Genomic DNA, 20,561 nt, shown 5'->3' on the forward strand with positions numbered 1-20,561 from the left:
AATGATTAAAGAGGCAATTTACAAAGTTGTAAATGGTGAAAACCTTAGTCTTACAGAAGCTCATTCAGTTATGGACGAAATCATGAGTGGGAATGCTACTCCGGCTCAAATTAGTGCATATCTGACAGGGCTTCGCTGTAAAGGTGAAACGATTGATGAAATTACTGGTTCGGCTATGGTGATGCGGGAAAAGAGTACGAAAATTTTTCCGAACGGCGATGTTCTTGATATCGTCGGAACAGGTGGTGACGAAGTTGCAACCTTTAATATTTCGACTATTTCATCGTTTGTAATAGCAGCCGCAGGTGTCCCAGTTGCAAAACATGGGAATCGAAGTGTCTCCAGTAAATGTGGGAGCGCCGATTTGTTGGAATCTCTAGGGGTTAATATTATGCTGAGTGCTAATGAGAGTCAGGAAATCCTAAAAAGACTCGGAATTTGCTTTATGTTCGCTCCTACCTATCATTCTTCTATGAAATATGCGGCGCCTGTAAGAAAAGAAATGGGGATTAGAACCATTTTTAATATTCTTGGACCATTAGCAAATCCTGCTGGTGCCAATATGACATTGCTGGGAGTTTACGATGAAAGCCTGGTTGAACCGATGGCAAAAGTACTAATGAAATTAAAAGTGAAAAAAGGAATGGTAGTCCACGGACACGATGGATTAGACGAGATCACGCTCACTAATACCACTTCAGTATGTGAAATAGGCGATGAGAGGTTAAATAGCTTTTTAATCACGCCAGAACAGCTGGGGCTGGAAAGATGTAAACTTGATGAGTTGATAGGCGGTGATGTCCAGGAAAATGCAGAAATAGCACGAGCCATTTTAAAGGGTAAAAAGGATCCTAAAAGAGATATAGTTGTGATGAATACAGCCTTTTCACTTTATCTGGCAAAAAAAGGACAAACTTTAAAAGACTGTGTTAAAATCGCAGAATCAGTGATTGATTCAAACGCGGCACTAGACAAACTAAATGACTTAATTAGTCTTACGCAAGATATCACGAATGAGAGAAAAGCATGATTCTTGATAAAATTGTTGAATCCACAAAACGTCGCCTGGAAAAGCTTAAGTCTGAAAAAACATTGAACGAATTAAAAAATGAAATTTTAATAAATAAAGAACCATTTGCGTTTGAAAAAGCACTTAGGAATAGCGAGCTTTCTTTTATTTGCGAGATAAAAAAGGCGTCACCATCCAAGGGGATCATTGATCCGGATTTTGACTACCTATCAATCGCTCAGGAATACGAAAGAGCGGGAGCCGATGCGATATCAGTTTTGACAGAACCGGAGTATTTTAAAGGTTCGGACGAAATATTAAAAGATGTTAAGGCGCTTGTTTCGATCCCTGTAATCAGAAAAGACTTTACGATCGATGCCTACCAGATTTATGAAGCTGCTTTAATTGGAGCTGATGCAATCCTGCTAATCTGCTCTATTTTAACAGAAGATCAGTTGAGAGACTTTATTGATATAGCAGATAATCTTGGGTTATCTGCCTTAGTAGAAGCGCACAACGAGAAGGAAATAGAAATGGCCTTGCATTCAGGGGCTAGAATTATCGGTGTCAATAATCGGGACTTAAAGACGTTTGACGTCAATATTAATAACAGTATTGAACTTAGGAAATTTGTTCCCAGGTCGATTTTATTCGTTTCTGAAAGTGGGATTAGAAATGCAGAAGATATTAAGAGGCTTAGAGAAAACCAGACTGATGCCGTTTTAATTGGTGAAACGCTGATGAAAAGTGAAAATAAAAAAGATATGCTCGATCAGCTAAAGGGTTTAGTACATGAAATCTAAAATAAAAATATGTGGTTTAAGTCGGATGGAAGATATTGAAGCTGTAAATCTTTATTTACCAGACTATATTGGCTTTGTCTTTGCAAAAAGCCGGCGTCAAATAGATTTAAAAAGGGCAGAAGTTTTAAAAAACAAACTAGACCCCCAAATTGAAGCTGTGGGTATTTTTGTTAATCATCCTGTTGATGAGGTGGTTGAGATCATTAAGTCTGGGGCAATCAATATCGTACAGCTTCATGGTGATGAGACTGATGAGTATATTCGGGATTTAAAAGATAAATTACCCTCCGAAAAAAACTTAATTATCAAAGCGATTAGAGTAAAAAGCAAACCAATTTTACAAACTGATAATCTGGTTGATTATTATCTATTTGATACTTATGTTGAAAGTCATTATGGTGGTGCTGGAATAGGTTTTAACTGGGAGCTTATAAAAGATATTGATAAGCCTTATTTTTTAGCTGGAGGCATACAATTGTCAAATGTAGAAGTTGCCATTAAGCAGCTTCATCCATATTGTATCGATTTAAGCAGTGGTGTTGAACGCGATGGTCTAAAGGATACTGAGAAGATTAAAGAAATAGTTGAAAAAGTCAGGAGAATCAAATGAGTAAAGGAAAATATGGGGTACATGGTGGTCAGTTTATACCTGAAACCCTAATGAATGCGATAATAGAGCTAGAAAATGCCTATAATTTCTATAAAAATGATGAGCAGTTCAATAAAGAATTGAAAACACTTCTTGATGAATACGCGGGGCGCCCATCACGTTTATATTATGCAAAAAAGATGACTGAAAATTTAAATGGTGCAAAAATATATTTAAAAAGAGAAGATTTAAACCATACAGGATCACATAAAATCAATAATGTCCTTGGGCAAGCCCTTCTCGCTAAAAAAATGGGTAAAACGCGTCTGATAGCTGAAACTGGTGCTGGTCAGCATGGGGTGGCTACGGCTACAGCGGCAGCTCTGTTTGGAATGGAATGTGAGATTTTTATGGGCAAGGAAGATACAGACCGACAGGCTCTTAATGTTTATCGGATGCGTCTACTTGGTTCAAAAGTCAACATTGTAACTTCCGGTACGATGACTTTAAAAGATGCTGTTAATGAAACTTTTAGAGAATGGACGAAACGGGTTGATGATACACATTATGTTTTGGGTTCAGTTATGGGGCCACATCCATTTCCGGAAATGGTCAGGGATTTTCAAAGCGTGATTAGTAAAGAAATAAAGGAACAGATTATTATAAAAGAAGGACGTCTGCCAGATGTTGTATTAGCCTGTGTAGGTGGAGGTAGTAATGCCATGGGAGCCTTTTACAACTTTCTGGATGATGCTTCAGTAAAACTGATTGGATGTGAAGCAGCAGGACGAGGGATTGATACTAAAGAACATGCAGCAACTTTAACAAAGGGTACATTAGGAATTTTTCACGGAATGAAATCATATTTTTGTCAGGACGAATATGGGCAAATTGCTCCAGTTTATTCAATTTCTGCTGGACTGGATTATCCAGGGATTGGACCAGAGCATGCTTATCTTTTTGACACAAAGCGTGCGGAGTATGTACCAGTTACTGACGATGAAGCGGTTGAGGCCTTTGAATATTTATCAAGAGTCGAAGGTATAATACCGGCGATTGAATCGTCTCATGCGGTAGCGCATGCCATTAAACTGGCACCTAAAATGAAAAAAAATCAGATCATGGTTATTAATATCTCAGGACGAGGAGATAAGGACGTGGCAGCAATTGCCCGGTATAAGGGGGAAAATATTTATGAGTAGAATCAAACAGGCTTTTAAACAAAAAAAAGCACTAATTGGATTTTTAACTGGGGGGGATCCTTCAATAGAAAAAACAATAGATTATATTTTTGAAATGGAAAAAGCTGGTGTTGACTTGATCGAAATAGGAATTCCCTTTTCTGACCCGGTAGCTGAAGGGATTGTAATTGAAAAGGCTAATGCGCGGGCACTTCAGGCGGGAACAACGACAGATTCGCTTTTCAAAATGGTAAAAAAGATTAGAGAGAAAACGCAGATTCCATTGGTTTTCTTAACTTATATGAATCCTGTTTTTGTCTACGGCGTAGAACGGTTTTTTAAAACTTGTCTGGAAGTAGGTATTGACGGTGTGATTATTCCTGACCTTCCCTATGAAGAAAGAGATGAGGTGCTGGCCTTATCTCAAAAATACGAAGTTGATCGGATCACCCTAATCGCACCGACGTCACATGACCGAATTATTAAATTAGCTAAATCAGCGACCGGATTTATTTATCTTGTTTCTTCAATGGGAGTTACAGGAGTAAGAAAAGAAATTAACACTGATCTAAAAACAATTCTATCAGAAATAAGAAAAGTAAGTGAAACGCCTGTAGCAGTCGGATTTGGGATATCTACGCCAGAACAGGTTCAGGCAATAGGTAAAGATTCTGACGGAGTAATCGTAGGTAGTGCCATTGTAAGAATTATTGAAGAGTATGGCAAAGAAGCAGACTTATATCTATCTGAGTATTTGAAAAAACTGAAAGAAAATTTGCCAGAAATTTAAATCCCTTTATTAAGTTAAATAAGAAATTCAGTATAATTAGTCGTAAAAAGTAGGTAAATCTTAGACTTTGCAAGGAAAAATTAACGAAAATTTATCTTGATATGAAATAATATGATATTGAAAGGCAAAATAATGCTGGTTATCAGCATTAATTTTATATTATTATTGGGTAGAAAAATGTTATAGTATGAATAATAGTACTAATAATGATTCTAGGAGGATGTCTTATGAAAAAATTTATTAATGATGTTGAAAACGTTGAAAATGAAATGCTGGAAGGTATTGTTCTGGCGCATCCCGAATATGTAACACGTTTGGAAGGTTTCGATGTTCTTGTACGATCGGATAAAAAAGCTGGAAAAGTTGCACTTGTGAGTGGCGGTGGCAGTGGTCATGAACCATCTCATGGCGGTTTTGTTGGAAAAGGCATGCTTGACGGAGCGGTTGCTGGGTCCGTTTTTACCTCTCCTACACCAGATCAGGTATTTGAAGCAATTAAAGCTGTAGATGCCGGTGAAGGGGTCTTATTAGTTATCAAAAATTACACTGGCGATATTATGAATTTTGAAATGGCTGCAGAACTAGCTGAGGGTGAAGGGATTAAAGTTACTAACGTAGTAACAAATGATGATGTTGCTGTTGAAGACAGTTTATACACAACTGGCCGACGTGGTGTTGCGGGTACAGTTTTTGTGCATAAAATTGCTGGTGCAAAAGCCGAAACAGGAGCAAGTCTTGAAGAAGTAAAGGCCGTTGCAGAAAAAGTAATTGCTAATGTCAGAACCATGGGTGTAGCATTAAAACCTTGTACAGTACCGGCTGCTGGTAAGCCAGGTTTTGAATTAACAGAAGAAGAGATGGAATTGGGAATTGGAATTCACGGTGAACCGGGAACTGAACGAAAACCGATTCAGACTGCAGATCAAATCGTTGACTATTTAATGGAAAGAATTTTAAAAGATATGAATCCATCAGCTGGAGATGAAGTTACTGTAATGGTCAATGGTGCAGGTGCTACTCCACCGATGGAATTATACATTCTTAATCGACGTGTTCAGCAGATCCTGGCGGAAAAAGGAATTAAAGTGTTTAAAACTTTCGTAGGCGATTATATGACATCCATAGACATGGCTGGTGCTTCAATTACATTATTGAAAATGGATGATGAATTAAAAGAATTATTAGTTGCTGAAGCTGATACTATCGGCTTTAAAATGTAGAAACGAGGGATCATATGGCAACAAAGGTAGAAGTTCTTGATTTTGTCAGACTTTTTGCTGATAAAATGACAGAACATAGACAGGAATTAACAGATTTAGATCAGGCAATTGGAGACGGTGACCATGGGATTAACATGAGTCGCGGAATGAAAGCGGTAATGGAAAAATTACCAACCTTTGAAGAAAAAGCTGTGGACGAAATTTTTAAATCAGTAGGAATGACTTTAGTTTCGACAGTTGGTGGAGCATCAGGTCCTCTTTATGGAACCGCTTTTATGAAGGCTGGGATGGCTGTAAAAGGCAAAGAAGAATTGTCAGACCAGGATATCATAAATATGATTCATGAAGCAATCATTGGTATTCAGTCTCGAGGTAAAGCAGTCAAGGGTGAAAAAACAATGCTTGACAGCATCATGCCTGCGTTAGACGCAGTTAAAGACTCAATCGAAAATGGGGATACTATAGCGGTTGCAATTTCAAAAGGTGAACAGGCTGCCTGGGATGGTGTAGAGTATACAAAGACTATTATAGCGACAAAAGGACGAGCCAGTTACTTAGGCGAACGTAGTCTTGGCCATCAGGATCCAGGGGCTACTTCAATGGCTTATTTATTTCAGGCTGCAAAAGAAGTTGCTGATGCGAAATAACGTTATAGTGAGATAATTATCGAAAAATTCTAGATGCAAAAAAGGTAACTGCAATAGACAGATGCAATCTGTATCTATTTTGCAGTTACCTCAATTATTTTTTTTGAAAGGAAAATTATGGTAGGTATTGTTATTGTTTCACACAGTCAAAAAATTGCTGAAGGTGCTGTAGAGTTGGCATCTCAGATGGCCCCTGAAGCTAAGCTGGTCGCTGCAGGTGGGATGGAAGATGGAGGAATTGGTACTGATATTAATAAAATAATGAGTGCTATAAAATCGGTTTACTCAAAAGATGGAGTCGTTATACTTGTTGATTTAGGAAGTGCAGTAATGAGTTCAGAAATGGCTATTGAAATGTTAGATGAAAATGAAAACATTAAAATAATTGATGCACCGATTATTGAATCAAGTATTTTTGGCGCTGTAGAATCTACAATTGGTGCTTCGATGGAGAGAATGCTGGAAGTTTTTGAGGAAGTAAAAGCCTACAAAAAATTCTAAGATACAAAGATTAAGTTTCAAATTAAAGTTAACAGTATTTAAATACTACTGTTAGCTTTAATTTATAGAAATCAACTGATATTTATGATGAATAATATTGATTATTTAAAATCAAACTGATATAATTCTTGTGTTATCGATTAAATCTTGAATAGAGGTCTTATATGGTTAAAAATTATATGGAAGAAGTTGTTGAAGACATATTGCCTAAACTATTGGCGTCTTATGAAGGGATCTGTACTTGTGAGAAGTGTAAGGATGATATCAGAGCTATTGCACTTAACAAACTTCGCCCGGCATATTTTGTATCACACAAGGGTTTTCTTTTTACAAAAATGGAAGAAACTCTTGTCCAATCCAAGACAGATGTGATTCATGAACTGACCAACGCTATTGAGATTGTTTCAAAAAATCCCATGCATCAATAAATCATTTTTGATTTTAATGTAGTTGTTTTTAGTTTTTAAGGCCTTCGAAAATTACTTTACAGGAGTGGTTGATTTTTCCTGAAGTTGTTTTGCAAGGCTTTTTTCTTTGAAAATTTGTCAAAAGTATTTATATACTAATCCTGAATTATTCATCCAGATACAATTAACGGCACATTGTGCCGCATAGATACAGTGTTTTTGATTATTTTTGCTTTTCACTAAATAAGTGAAGCTAAGACAATAGAAAAAGAGCTCCAACTTTGTTAAAATTTAAGTGACCAAACCAAAACCAAACAAAGGAGAAACTCTTCATATGTCTAGTTTAGATGCACTTCAGTTAGAAAGCAATAAAAAAATCAAAATAAATTTCGATGGCGGTGATTTATCCTCTGATTCCGGACTGATTCTGATCAAAGAATTTGCTCATAAATTCAGTTTCCATAAACATGTCAGCAACTTCAAAACTGATGAGAAGACCAGTCGTCAGCATAAGGATGATCAAAACCTGTGCCAAATGGTATATCAGATCATTGCTGGTTACTTTGAAGATGACGATGCTGATGAATTGACAAATGAACCTGTCTTTACAAACATTCTGGGTAAAAAAGCACTGGCTTCTCAACCGACTCTGTTAAGATTCTGGAACCGGATGGATGATAAAACGCTGCCAAAATTTGATGCCATCATTAAAGCAATGCGGACATCTGCTTATAAAATAAAACGTCCAAAACAGGTATTGCTGGATTTGGACTCCACCCTATTGAATACCTATGGAAAACAGGAAGGTGAAGGTTTCAACTATCATTACAGGGTACATGGTTATCATCCATTACTTTGTTACGACGGATTAACCGGTGATCTGCTGAAAGCAGATCTCCGTGATGGAACGGACTACAGTTCCACTGGGGTTGTTGATTTTATGCAACCTCTACTTGATGAATATTTCACGGAGTATCCCGACATAGAGCTGTATTTACGTGGTGACAGCGGGTTTGCAACGCCTGATTTGTACAAGCAATGCGAAACCAATGGTGTGTCTTATGCGATCCGTTTAAAAGCGAACAGTGTTTTAAATGACAAAGCGAAACATCTTGATCATGAAATATTTGAAGCGATGAAAGAAGATATGTCCCAGTATATTGTCCGCTATGATGAGTTTTATTACAAAGCAGGCAAGTGGGAGTACCCGCGCAGGGTAGTTGTTAAAGTGGAGAAACCTTGCAATCAGTTCACCATTCAGCATTCCTTCATTGTAACCAATATGGACTTGAAACCTGAAGAAATCCTAAGATACTATCGTAACCGAGGCACTATGGAGAATTTCATCAAAGAAAGCAAGTCCGGATTTGGCTTCGCTTCTACCGGAAGTAAATCCAAAGTAGTCAATGCCAACCGACTGCAACTGCATGTGTTGGCTTATAATCTGTTTAATTGTTTCAGACGATTGGTTCTGCCGAAGAGCATGAAAAAGATGCAGATCGATACCATTCGTTTAAAGCTGCTAAAAATTGCTTCGAAAATCGTAAAAGCAGCAAGCTATATTTATTTCAAGCTATGTAGCAGTTGTCCCTACAAAGATGAATTTTATAAAACTTTAGAAAATATCAGACAACTTCCGCAGCTGGAATAACAGTAACTGATGATCTTTGGCAACTTAAAATCTTGAAAATAACATCTACGGGATTCGTCTACCCTTTTTGGGTTGAAATTCAACCGTCTGTGTATTTAATCCTTGAAAAAGATGTTGTTTCTCGATTTTAAGATTGCTCATTGCTGGATGAATAATTCAGGCTAATTTTTGATAATAATAGTTTGCTAATCTGTCTTATAGAATTTCTTCGCATTAAAGTTTGTTTTTCTTAAGTATTCAAATTTTCTAATCTTAATTTAACAAAGTGGTTTTTATATAAAGTGAAAGCAGTCCTTACTCATCCCTGAAACTTAGTCAACATTTGAAGATTATGAAGTGACAGAGCCGTTCATTATTCCCAATACAGATGCTTTGTCACTAAACACTGATTAAAGTAAAACAAGGTATAAGCATAATTTGTGTACATTTGCTATGACTTTTTATAGAAATTTGTGCTATATAAATATTGACGCAAATCATTTTCTAAAAAATTATTGATAATTTATGCTATAATAAATAGGTCTATAGTTTTAACGGTGTTGTACAAAATGGCTACTATCTAAGGTATGCCTAATCGAGGTGTAAGGATGCTCAATAGTCCCGATTTTTTAGCAGTTATTTTTTTTATTATTGCTGTATTTTATATTTTTATAGGATTGTATGTTTTTTATATGCAACCGAAATTAAAGATTAATGATATTTTTTTAACGCTATTAACTTTGGGTGCGATCTGGTTAATGGGAGATGCTATTAGTATCAATGCTGATACTGATGTTATTTATACTGGCTGGAGACTGGTATCAAAAATAGCGGGCAGTTTTTATTTTATAGTATTTTTTCATCTTATATTGACTATTACTAGCGATGGAAAAAAATTAAAATGGCCAGTTATGTTATTTTTACTATATTTACCAGGAATACTTTCTGCATTTATTCTTTTATTTAAAAATTTCGATGCTGGTACGAATTTTATTCAAATTAAGTGGGGGAATTTTGATCTGATTCGATCATATAGTATAGAAAATTGTATTAGAATCTACAGCGCTTTTTATTTTATTACAGGTTCTATTTTATTATCGCGTTGGGTCGTTAAACTAAGTGATAAGTTAATACGCAGAAGCGCATTCATAGCAGTAATAGCTTTAATTATTGCTGTTTTTGCAGATATATATATTCAAATTATGTTCATTACTAAATTTGGAGTCAGTTTTACCCAGATCACACCGATTCTTTTCGTATTACCTTTATTTATAATCAACATATTGTTATATCGTATAAGCCCTTATAGCGATAGCCGAAAGAATATTCAAGAAATAATTATTGGTGGTCTTTCTAGAAGGGCAATTTCATATTTGGTTAGCGCTTCTTTTTTTATTGGTGGCCTGTTAAATATTTTTGTGTTTTATTTTTTATATCATCAAGATAACATTGTTTTGATTGCCGGCAGATCAATACTGCTTATTTTTTCTGCTTTTCTAATTCTTTTAATAAATTATTTACATATTGAAGCCCAACATAAAGATTTATTCACCAGTTTAATAACCGGTATTCTAATCCCATTAATTATGATCAGTTTTTCTATGTATGGCGCTGTAAGCGTCTGGGCGTTTTCATTTATTCTTTTATTGCCATTGCTTATTTTCAGGCAAAAAATCCTGATGGTCATCATTTCAGTCTCGACATTGCTTACGCAAATTATTATCTGGTTTTTAGTACCGGAAGTTGATGTAAATATTAATGCAGGGGATTATATTACCAGAATTTTAATTTTTTCCATGTTTGTTGTGATGTCATTTCTTTTGAATCGATTATTTATAAATAGAATAGAAGAGAGTAAGAAGAAAATTAGTTTACAAGAGTTCATTGCACATGTTTCGACTGAATGTATTGGAATAAATTCTAATAATTTTAGTGATCGAGTCAACGGGTTATTAAGTGAAATAGCCGAGTATTTTAATGTAGATCATTCTTATATTTCTACATTTAATGACGATAAAACATATTCTACTATTGCTGAATATTTTGGTAAAAATATCATTGCCCATATCACAAAAGAGGAGATGCAAAAAATCCCTATCGATGAGAAACACTGGAGAATGGAAAAAATCTTAAATAATGAAGTATTTGTATCCTCAGATCTTTCTAAACTCCCGGAATTTGTTAATTATGAACTCGAGAAACATGGATTAACAGATATTTATTCTCAGATTATTATTCCTATTTCAGTGCAGGAAAAAGTGCTTGGATTTTGGGGAATGAACACTCGACTTAGAACTTATGAATGGTCGGATGATCATTTATACTTTGCTAAATTATTAGCAAATATTCTGGGAGACACTTTGAAAAGAATAAATTCTGAGAACGAAATAAACCGCATCGCTTACTATGATCAGGTTACTGGCTTGCCAAATCGAACTTTGTTTGAGGATTACCTATATTTTGATATGATTAAGCAGGAGATGACAAACACCGGTTTAGCTGTGTTTTTTCTTGATCTGGATTCGTTTAAAACGATTAATGATACAGTTGGGCATACAATTGGGGATGAGTTGTTAAATTCCGTCGGTGAAAAAATAAAATTGATCTTATCAAAAAATGATGTTGTGTCACGATTTAGCGGTGATGAATTTGTCATGATGGTAAAAGGAATTTTTGACGAACAAGATGCCATACCAATTGCACGAAAATTAATGCAGATTTTTTATGAACCCTTTATTTTGAAGGGACAGTCGTTTTATGTAACTGCCTGTACAGGGATTGCCATTTATCCAAGGGATGGAAAAGAGGCAGGGACACTCATTATGAATGCGGATGTTGCACGTTTTAAAGCTAAGGAAGTAGGTCGTAATCAATATTTCATCTGTTCAGACAGTATAAAGAATGACGCAATGAAAAAGAACCAAATAATAAATTTACTCTATCGTTCGCAGGAAAGGGAAGAGTTGTTTCTTCAGTACCAACCGCAGGTATCATTGGAAGACGAGCGAATAATAGGTGTTGAGGCTCTGCTTAGATGGGATAATCCAGAAATGGGAAGAATTGCTCCTGACGTATTGATCCCCTTAGCGGAACGTACGGGTCTTATTAATCCAATTGGTGACTGGATTTTGAGAACTGCTTGTCAACAGGCAGTTGAATGGCAAAAAAAGGGCTTGCCTGAAATAATTATGGGTGTGAATATTTCAGCAAGTCAATTTAAGAATCCGAATTTTGTTGAAGATGTAATGACTGTTTTGCAAGAGACAGGTTTAGCTCCTGAGTATTTGGAAATTGAGATAACGGAATCAATTGCCATACAGGAGTTTAAGGATATTGTTACAAAACTTAAAGAGTTAGGTGACCAGGGAGTATCAATTGCTATTGATGATTTTGGTTCAGAATATTCATCGCTGGGCAGACTCAAAAATTTGCCAATATCAAGACTAAAAATGGACAAGCAGTTTGTTGATGGGATTGGCACTAACTTAAAAGACCAGGCGATCGCAAAAGCGATTATAAATTTAGGAAAAAGTTTAGACCTAAGAATTGTTGCTGAGGGTGTTGAAGACGAGAATCAGAAAGACTTCTTAAAAAATACACAATGTGATGATATTCAGGGTTATTATTACTATCGACCACTTGATTCGAAAGTTCTTGAACAGATTCTTAGAGGCGAAAAAGATCCGGAATCTTGGTAAAAGCCGTGATTATATCTGGAATTAGGGTATAAAATAATTAAATATTTTCGGCGTTTCAGTAGTCATTTGAAAAGGAGGAGATTTTATGAAAGAGAAAATTAAACCTTATATAACCTCCGAAAGTCAGGACTTATTCGAAAAAGCGGTCGATTTTTATAGCGGTGGATCATATGAAGAAGCGTTAGTTTTTTTTAAAGAAGCTGCTTATCTTTTTCATGCAAGAGCCCAATTATTTCTAGGTTTTTGCTATGAACAGGGGATAGGGACACCTATTAACTATAAGGAGTCTTATCGATGGTATAAGATGGGTGCTGAAGCAGGTGATTCGGAATCACAATGCAATTTAGGAAGCTGTTATTTCAATGGCAAAGGTATTGAAGTTGATACAAAAGAAGCAGTGCGATGGTATTTAAAAGCTGCAGAGTCAGATGTTGTAGAAGCACAGTATGCTTTATGTGCTTGTTATTTTTATGGAAATGGAGTTCTGAAAGATATTAAAACGGCAATTTATTGGTGTGAAAAAGCTGCTGAACAGGGATATTTACCTGCTCAGTTTATATTGGGAAGCTATTATTATGATGGTTATTATTGTCCACATGACTATGAAAAAGCTGTTTATTGGTATGAAAAAGCAGCTAAAAGTAATAACCTTGATGCTCAAGTTATGTTGGGAATATGCTTAACACATGGTTTGATTGAAAATGCTGATAAAGAAAGAGGCTTCAATCTTTTAAAAAATGCAGCTCAAAAGTGGAGTTCAGAAGCACAATATGAAGTGGCATTTTGTTATTACGAAGGTATTGGTACTGTGATAGACATAAAAAAAATGGTCGAGTATCTTGAGCTGGCTGCCTCGCATGATCATGACCGTGCTTTAAATGAGTTGGGAGTAATCTATAGAAAAGGCCGACTGGTCAACAAAAACTTAAATAGAGCTCGAGATTGCTTTGAAAAAGCAATGGAGCTTGATAACACCGATGCAATGGTTAATTTAGGTAGTATGTATTCTGATGGTGATCTCGAAAAAAATGATAAACTGGCATTTGAGCTGTTTTATAAAGCTTCTACTCGATATAATATTTATGCTTTTTATAAGTTGGGGATTTGTTATTATTTGGGAATTGGAACAACAAAAGATATTCGAAGTGCAGAGCATTGGTTGATAAAGAGCGCAAAGTCAGGTTTTTCTGAGGCGATGGAATATTTAGGGGAAATTTATGAGTTAGAACTAGATCAAATTGAAAAAGCAGTTTTTTGGTATGAGAAAGCTGCAGAAAATGGGAATAGTGATGCTCAAAATCGTTTGGGTTTATGTTATGTTGAAGGTTTTGGTGTCATCCAAAGTTATCAACTGGCATTATATTGGTTTAAGAGGGCAGCCGATAATGACGGAAATCAGATGGCACTATTAAACATAGGTGACCTGTATTACAACGGTTTTGGATTGGAACAAAGTTATGAGAAGGCTTTTGAATATATGAAAAAGTCTGCCAATTCAGGTTGCACTCAGGCAATGTTAAATCTTGGAGAGATGTTTTATGCCGGAAAAGGGGTAAAGAAAGACATCAAGAAAGCTCGGTATTGGTTGGAAAAAGCGGCATTTAAAGGTGATAAAAAAGCTCGCGAACGAATCAGACAATTAAAACTGAATATTTGAAATATATTTTGGATTTTGACTTTTGACAGTTAAACTATTTTTATTGAAAAAAATACCAATCCACCGTATAATCTAATTATTAAAAGGATGAGGTGGGAATATGATTGTCAGATCAAGATCGATGTTGCTGGCGGATTATGAAAAAATCTCGAAATTAGCCAGAACTTCGGGTGAGCCTGTATATATTACAAAGAATGGCGAAAATGATACAGTATTAATGAGTATCGAAGCGTTTGAAAAACGCGAAGAAGTAATTAAAGAATTGTACAAAATGAAAAATCGTAAAACCTGATTCAAAAAACTATAATAAATGTCAAGAAGTTAGTGTTCTAAGTATTGATGAGTAGAGTGTTTGTGTATTCTCTTTCCAGCGGTTGCAAATTTCTAATGCGAGCTTTAATGTTGGTGCATCTAATGAAATTTCCATCAGCATTAAATTATTCTCGTAGAATTTTAATTCTACAATATATTCATTTTCACTTTTTTTATGGTAATTTGCAGTTACTCTGATTTCTTTAAATATTTTTTCGTAGTTTTCCTGAAGATAACGGTCAATCATGTCACGAATATAGACAGGAATCTTTTCGAAAAAAATATCTAAGCTGGCTTTTCCAACATCTGAAAGATTTAAAACTACTTTTTCATCAAGTGATATAGTGTTAATAAAATCGTCTTTAATCAAATCATCAATGTAAAATTGAATATCAAAATAAGTTATCTGAATGTTTTCGATAACAATAAGGGCAACCTGTTCACGGGTTAATGCAGATTTCATTTTATCTAATACATATAAAATAATTAATTTGTTTTCTGCCTGTTGTTCTGAGTTAAAGAGCATTCCGGATCACCACTTTCATTTTATGATTATATTGTAACATATTAAACAGCTTGTGGGATATGATCAATGTGAAAAAGGAGAAAAATGATGAAAAATAATCAGATTATTACACATTTGAATGAACTGGCGATTTCACTTGGCGCTACTGAACTGGGTTATTCAGACTTAATGGTAATGGACGCTCAAGATCGCTTTGATTACAGGTACGCAGTAACTGTAGTGGTGAGATTGGCTAACGGTGTAATTGATCAAATAAAAGATGAACCTACGCATACATATTTTAGCCATTATCGGGCAGTTAACCGTCTTATCGACCATATCACATTGCGGCTAGGCCTATATTTAGAATCACAGGGCTTTCCTTCAATGCCGATTCCTGCATCTCAATCCATCAATGGTGATGATCATTCTCCCTACTCCAGCGCATTTTCCCATAAAACCGGAGCGGTGCTGTCAGGCTTGGGATGGATTGGAAAAAGTGCTTTGTTAATTCATCGTCAATATGGACCTAGAGTACGTCTTGGTACAATACTAACAAATGCTCCGGTACTACCTGGTACTCCAATTAAAAAAAGTCAGTGCACATCATGCTCTGCGTGTGTTAAAGTATGCCCGGCTTTGGCTATTGAAGGAAAAAATTGGAGAATGGGCATGATTAGAAATGAATTATATGATGCTCATGCCTGCAGTGTGTATATGAAGGAGGCTTTTAAGCATATTGGTCGGGGTGCTGTGTGCGGTTTGTGTATGGCTGTTTGTCCAATAGGAAAAAAAGATAATATATATTTGCGATAAGATCTAATAGGGTTTAATTAATCTTAATTGGGTTTTCAAATGGATTAATTTGTTATATAATAGTAAAAGAAGCTGTCGACGGTTTGTCTGGCAGTTTTTTAAATTCATGGAAAATGTGAGTCAATGAAAAAATTTAAAATAATGTCAGTAGATCCTCATAGCATAGGAACTGAATTAGAACTGCAAGCCGGAGATCAACTAATTTCTATTAATGAACATGAAATAAATGATATTCTTGATTATCGGTATCTTATTGCAGATGAAATGCTTTTGGTAGAAGTTAAAAAACAAAACGGAGAAATTTGGGAACTTGAAATAGAAAAAGAATATGAAGAAGATCTAGGTCTTCATTTTGAAGAAGATCAAATGGAAATAAAAACCTGTAAAAATAATTGCATCTTTTGTTTTATTGATCAATTACCTGAAGGTTTACGAAAAAGCCTATATATAAAAGACGATGATGAGCGACTTTCATTTTTAACGGGTAATTATATTACGCTTACTAATCTTTCAGATAATGATTATCAGAGAATCATTGATTACCATATAATGCCGATCAATATTTCAATCCATACAACTAATTCTGAATTGCGTTGTAAAATGCTTAATAATCGTTTTGCTGGTCAAGTTCTTGAATTTTTGGATAGATTTAAAGAGAACAATATCATGATGAATGGACAAATAGTACTTGTTCCAAGTTATAACGATAATCTGGAATTATCCAGAACGCTAGATGACTTAATGAATTACTATCCTACTCTCCAATCAGTATCGGTAGTACCAGTTGGACTTTCAAAACATCGTAGAGGATTGAAAGCATTACAACCTTTCAGTCAGGAAGAAGCAAAAAGAACAATTGAAATTATTAACAATGTACATAATAAAATGCTGGAAAAATATGGCAGGGGTTTTGTTTACCCTGCTGATGAATTTTTTAAAATGGCAGATGTACCCATACCAGACGTTAAATATTATGATGATTTCTTGCAAATTGAAAATGGAGTGGGAATGATCGCTGATTTTAAACACGATTTTTGTGATAAATTGGAAGAAGAAGATACTTTTCATAATGTAGGGAAGAAAATTGGTATCTTGACTAGTCAGGTAGCTCATGATGAGATTAAGGAATTAATTAGCAGATTTAATATTAAATATAAAGGGGCAGAAATAGTCACTATTCCAATAATAAATTATTTTTTCGGAGAAATGATCACCGTGTCGGGTTTAATAACTGGGCAGGACATAATTAACCAGATAAAGCCATTATTAAAAATCCACAAATTTGATGAGCTTTTAATTCCAGAAAATGCGTTCAAAAAGGATTCTGATTTACTGTTGGATGATTATACGTTAGAAAAAGTAAGTCGGTTGTTAGAGGTGAATATTACTAAAACGCCTGTAAATGGAAGAGTTCTTGTAGAAGCTCTTCTTAATCAGAAGAAGTCTCAGACTTCTTGAGAAGTCCGATATTAAGAAGTTTGGTCAAAAATAATGATAATTCAGCATATTTTTAGCTGAAGAAAAATAGAAGTGAGGAATAAAATGCCAAAACCAATTGTAGCAGTAGTCGGGCGTCCGAATGTTGGAAAATCGACACTGTTTAATAAACTTGTAGGTGAGCGTATAGCTATTGTCGAAGATACGCCAGGAGTCACCAGAGATCGAATTATTGCGGATGCTGAATGGCAGAATCACCATTTTACATTAATAGATACTGGGGGGATTGAACCTAATACCAAAGATGATATTTTGATGCAAATGAGAATTCAGGCAGAACTGGCTATTGATATGGCGGATCTGATTGTTCTGATGGTAGATGGAAGAGAAGGCTTGACTGCATCTGACAATGAAGTTGTGAATATGATCAGAAAACATGATAAGGATATTTTACTAGCAGTAAATAAGCTTGATCATGTTAATATGGATTTGAGCCTTTATGAGTTTTATAATCTTGGTATCGGTGAACCCATGGCAATTTCAGCTGAACAGGGTTTGGGATTAGGTGATCTTCTGGATGAAATAATTGATCGTATGAAACGATACTATGATGAAGAGGAACAGGACGAAGACCGGCTGCGAATAGCAGTAATTGGTAAACCAAATGTCGGAAAATCGACACTTATAAATAGATTATTAGGTGAAGAGCGATTGATAGTTAGTAATGTTCCAGGGACAACCAGAGACGCTATTGATACAGCTGTCAAAGTAGATGGAAAAGACTATGTTCTTATCGATACAGCAGGATTACGAAAGAAAAAGAAGATATACGAAGATATTGAAAGGTATAGTATTGTACGTGCTGTTGCCGCAGTTGAACGAAGTCAAATAGTACTAATTCTGATTGATGCAACTCAAGGCATTACTGAACAGGATTCAAAAATTGCCGGAATTGCACATAATCGCGGGATTCCTTCAATTGTAATTGTTAATAAATGGGATGCAGTTGAAAAAGATCACAAGACGATGAAAAAGATGGAGGCTGAAATCAGAGATCAATTGTCATTTATGAACTATGCTCCAATTCTTTTTATTTCAGCGCATACAGGTCAACGTTTAGGTAAGATTTTTGAGATGGTACAATTTGTAAAAGAACAATGCGAAAAGCGTATTACTACTGGAAAACTAAATGAAGCTATCGCTGAATTTGTAATGCTGAAACAACCTCCAGCCAAGCACGGAAGACGGCTAAAAATATTTTACGCGTCACAGGTTGCGATCAACCCACCAACATTTATTATATTTGTAAATGATCAGACTTTAGTTCACTTTTCGTATCAACGTTATCTTGAGAACAAAATTCGTGAGACTTTTGATTTTTTCGGAACTCCTATTCGTATTATTATGCGAGAGAGAAACGAAAAGGAATAAATGTGTTAGAATAGAGTATAGATATGGAGATTTGAGAGGGCGAACTTGAAAATTAAAATATTATAAAAAAGCTAACGTTTTCAAAGATGTAATTCTATTATATTTATGTTATAATGTGACAAGTCCTTTAATTATAAAGGACTTATTTCACAAGTAAGATTGTTAAAATAATAACAATAAATGTATGGCTTGTTGTGAAATTGATTGATCATAGCTGGAGGTACCGCATGGATAGGAGAAGAACAACGGATAGCAATAAGTTTACTGAAGTATATGAAGAAAAATTATCTTGTTCTAATTGTAATCGAAATTGCGAAATGACCTTGTTGATGGACGGATGTTCTGTTTTATATGTAGAAGGTGATGGCTGCAAAAAAGGTCAAAAATATGCTTATAAAGAAATGAGAAAGCTCAAAGTTTTGATGGCTTAAATTATTGTTCCAAAATCTTCGAGCAAAGTTTGCGTTTACAAGTATTTTTTGTTCTATTGACAGATTTATTCTAGAGTGTTACGCTTAATAAAATCTAAAGAAACAGGTGAAGAAATGAACAGTTATGCTTTGATTATTATGAAGCCGGATGCACTTGATAGGGAATTAACAGAGCTGATAGTTTCAAGATTCGTGGAAAAAGGTTTTAAAATTGAACTAGTTGGTTATAAAAAGGTTAATCAAAAGCTGATTCTAAGTCATTATTCGGAAGTGATTGAAAAGCTGGGAGATTGGTTCAAGTTGTTAATTATAAATGATTTTGTGGGAAAAGGTATGATTCCAATTGTTCTAAGTAAGGACAATGCAAAAGCTATTGAAGATGCTAGAAATTTAACCGGAGCAACTGATCCTGCGAAGGCTAACGCTGGAACGATCAGAGGGGATTTCGGCATTGATTCAATGGAACAGGCAAATATTGAAAAACGAAGTTGTTTTAACTTAATTCATTGTTCGGATTCAAAGGAGTCCTTTGAATCTGAATGTAAGCTTTGGTTTGATCAAAATGCAATTGAAAAGTTTTTAGATTAGACTTTGAATACTTTAAAGTATTGTAAGTGTTAAATTATATTTAAATAATGATGTGTTTAAAGGAGAAGTCTTTGAATGAACGAATTATTTTTTTAGGGACAGGAAATGCAGCAGTTACCGAATGTTATAATACCTGTTTTGCTATAGAAAAGGAGAATGAATATTTTCTAGTGGATACAGGTGGCGGAAATGGCATTTTAAGGCAATTAAAACATGCTGATATTCCTTTAAATGCAATCCATGAAATTTTCATCAGCCATGGACATACTGATCATTTATTAGGTGTAATCTGGTTAATTCGTATGATTGGCGCACAAATTTTAAACGGAAAATATAACGGAAAATTAAAAATATATACACACCCAAAATTAATTCGGACAATTAAAAAGATTGTAAAATTAACTGTTCAGAAGCAAATTGTAAAACTATTGGATGATAAGATCTGTTTTAGAAAAATAAAAGATGGTCAAACAAGAAAAATTATGGCTTATCCGGTTACGTTTTTCGATATAAAATCAAAAAAGGAGCGACAATTTGGTTTTGTTATAAAGTTGATGAATGGCAAGAAATTGGCATTTCTTGGTGATGAGCCTTTTTATAGACACGAAAAAAAATATGTGAATAAAGCAGACTGGCTACTTCATGAAGCATTTTGTCTTTATGAAGAGCGAGAAATATTTTTACCGTATGATAAATCTCATGTTACGGTTAAAGAGGCTTGCGAAAATGCAGTTGATTTGAATATAAAAAACCTGGTACTCTATCATACAGAGGATAAAAATATAATAATGCGAAAATATTTGTATTTTCTGGAAGCAAAGAAGTTTTTTTCTGGAAACATTTTGATTCCAGACGATTTGGAAATTTTTGAATTGTAAAAAAAAGCCGACAAAATTTGTCGGCTTTTTT

Annotated in this window: 20 protein-coding genes; 19 read left to right on the forward strand and 1 reads right to left on the reverse strand. The window is 35.0% G+C overall.

All coding sequences use genetic code 11. From position 1 onward, the window contains the following. Nucleotide 1: 1 nt before the first annotated feature. The 13 genes from trpD to Q5O24_06175 all read left to right on the forward strand — a co-directional run bounded on the left by trpD (nt 2) and on the right by Q5O24_06175 (nt 14,424). Complete coding sequence (gene trpD, locus Q5O24_06115; GenBank protein WKY48889.1) at nt 2-1,030, forward strand: anthranilate phosphoribosyltransferase; 1,029 nt, start codon at nt 2-4, stop codon at nt 1,028-1,030. Next, entirely contained in the window at nt 1,027-1,812 is a 786-nt protein-coding gene (trpC, locus tag Q5O24_06120; protein ID WKY48890.1) for an indole-3-glycerol phosphate synthase TrpC, read from the forward strand. The genes trpD and trpC overlap by 4 nt, the downstream gene beginning before the upstream one ends. Next, nucleotides 1,802-2,422: a phosphoribosylanthranilate isomerase gene (locus Q5O24_06125; protein ID WKY48891.1), complete on the forward strand. Its 621-nt coding sequence runs from the start codon at nt 1,802-1,804 to the stop codon at nt 2,420-2,422. The genes trpC and Q5O24_06125 overlap by 11 nt, the downstream gene beginning before the upstream one ends. Continuing rightward, entirely contained in the window at nt 2,419-3,603 is a 1,185-nt protein-coding gene (gene trpB / locus Q5O24_06130; GenBank protein WKY48892.1) for a tryptophan synthase subunit beta, read from the forward strand. Before Q5O24_06125 ends, trpB begins: the two co-directional genes overlap by 4 nt. After that, on the forward strand, nt 3,596-4,372 hold the full coding sequence (trpA, locus tag Q5O24_06135; GenBank protein WKY48893.1) for a tryptophan synthase subunit alpha: 777 nt from the start codon (nt 3,596-3,598) through the stop codon (nt 4,370-4,372). The genes trpB and trpA overlap by 8 nt, the downstream gene beginning before the upstream one ends. A gap of 227 nt (nt 4,373-4,599) precedes the next feature. After that, a complete protein-coding gene (gene dhaK, locus Q5O24_06140) occupies nt 4,600-5,592 on the forward strand; it encodes a dihydroxyacetone kinase subunit DhaK (GenBank protein ID WKY48894.1) in 993 nt (330 codons plus the stop codon). A 14-nt stretch (nt 5,593-5,606) separates the two neighbouring features. After that, nucleotides 5,607-6,239 carry a dihydroxyacetone kinase subunit DhaL gene (gene dhaL / locus Q5O24_06145; GenBank protein ID WKY48895.1) on the forward strand — a complete coding sequence of 211 codons (633 nt, stop codon included), beginning with the start codon at nt 5,607-5,609 and terminating at the stop codon, nt 6,237-6,239. Nucleotides 6,240-6,356: 117 nt separating this feature from the next. After that, complete coding sequence (dhaM, locus tag Q5O24_06150; protein WKY48896.1) at nt 6,357-6,740, forward strand: dihydroxyacetone kinase phosphoryl donor subunit DhaM; 384 nt, start codon at nt 6,357-6,359, stop codon at nt 6,738-6,740. A gap of 164 nt (nt 6,741-6,904) precedes the next feature. Further along, the gene (locus tag Q5O24_06155) at nt 6,905-7,168 is read left to right on the forward strand and encodes a late competence development ComFB family protein (protein ID WKY48897.1); all 264 of its coding nucleotides are present in this window, start codon (nt 6,905-6,907) and stop codon (nt 7,166-7,168) included. A gap of 313 nt (nt 7,169-7,481) precedes the next feature. Next, nucleotides 7,482-8,798 carry an IS1380 family transposase gene (locus Q5O24_06160; protein ID WKY48898.1) on the forward strand — a complete coding sequence of 439 codons (1,317 nt, stop codon included), beginning with the start codon at nt 7,482-7,484 and terminating at the stop codon, nt 8,796-8,798. A gap of 587 nt (nt 8,799-9,385) precedes the next feature. Continuing rightward, a complete protein-coding gene (locus Q5O24_06165) occupies nt 9,386-12,475 on the forward strand; it encodes an EAL domain-containing protein (protein WKY48899.1) in 3,090 nt (1,029 codons plus the stop codon). An 85-nt stretch (nt 12,476-12,560) separates the two neighbouring features. Next, a complete protein-coding gene (locus Q5O24_06170) occupies nt 12,561-14,132 on the forward strand; it encodes a tetratricopeptide repeat protein (protein ID WKY48900.1) in 1,572 nt (523 codons plus the stop codon). Between the two features lie 100 nt (nt 14,133-14,232). After that, nucleotides 14,233-14,424 (forward strand): type II toxin-antitoxin system prevent-host-death family antitoxin, encoded by a 192-nt coding sequence (locus tag Q5O24_06175; GenBank protein WKY48901.1) that lies wholly within the window; start codon nt 14,233-14,235, stop codon nt 14,422-14,424. Nucleotides 14,425-14,445: 21 nt separating this feature from the next. Here Q5O24_06175 and Q5O24_06180 read toward each other — a convergent pair whose 3' ends face one another. Then, the gene (locus Q5O24_06180) at nt 14,446-14,970 is read right to left on the reverse strand and encodes a DUF4364 family protein (protein ID WKY48902.1); all 525 of its coding nucleotides are present in this window, start codon (nt 14,968-14,970) and stop codon (nt 14,446-14,448) included. Between the two features lie 87 nt (nt 14,971-15,057). Here Q5O24_06180 and Q5O24_06185 point away from each other — a divergent pair, with 87 nt between their 5' ends. The 6 genes from Q5O24_06185 to Q5O24_06210 all read left to right on the forward strand — a co-directional run bounded on the left by Q5O24_06185 (nt 15,058) and on the right by Q5O24_06210 (nt 20,530). Beyond that, entirely contained in the window at nt 15,058-15,765 is a 708-nt protein-coding gene (locus Q5O24_06185) for a 4Fe-4S double cluster binding domain-containing protein (GenBank protein ID WKY48903.1), read from the forward strand. A gap of 123 nt (nt 15,766-15,888) precedes the next feature. After that, the gene (locus Q5O24_06190) at nt 15,889-17,223 is read left to right on the forward strand and encodes a DUF512 domain-containing protein (GenBank protein WKY48904.1); all 1,335 of its coding nucleotides are present in this window, start codon (nt 15,889-15,891) and stop codon (nt 17,221-17,223) included. A gap of 84 nt (nt 17,224-17,307) precedes the next feature. After that, nucleotides 17,308-18,633: a ribosome biogenesis GTPase Der gene (der, locus tag Q5O24_06195; GenBank protein WKY48905.1), complete on the forward strand. Its 1,326-nt coding sequence runs from the start codon at nt 17,308-17,310 to the stop codon at nt 18,631-18,633. 227 nt (nt 18,634-18,860) lie between these two features. Further along, on the forward strand, nt 18,861-19,064 hold the full coding sequence (locus Q5O24_06200) for a hypothetical protein (protein ID WKY48906.1): 204 nt from the start codon (nt 18,861-18,863) through the stop codon (nt 19,062-19,064). A 114-nt stretch (nt 19,065-19,178) separates the two neighbouring features. Then, nucleotides 19,179-19,652, forward strand: a complete 474-nt coding sequence (locus Q5O24_06205; GenBank protein WKY48907.1) for a nucleoside-diphosphate kinase — start codon at nt 19,179-19,181, stop codon at nt 19,650-19,652. A gap of 50 nt (nt 19,653-19,702) precedes the next feature. Further along, complete coding sequence (locus tag Q5O24_06210) at nt 19,703-20,530, forward strand: MBL fold metallo-hydrolase (GenBank protein WKY49220.1); 828 nt, start codon at nt 19,703-19,705, stop codon at nt 20,528-20,530. Nucleotides 20,531-20,561 lie beyond the last annotated feature (31 nt).

It is taken from the genome of Eubacteriaceae bacterium ES3 (assembly GCA_030586155.1).
In the GTDB taxonomy this organism is placed as follows: Bacteria; Bacillota; Clostridia; order Eubacteriales; family Eubacteriaceae; genus Acetobacterium.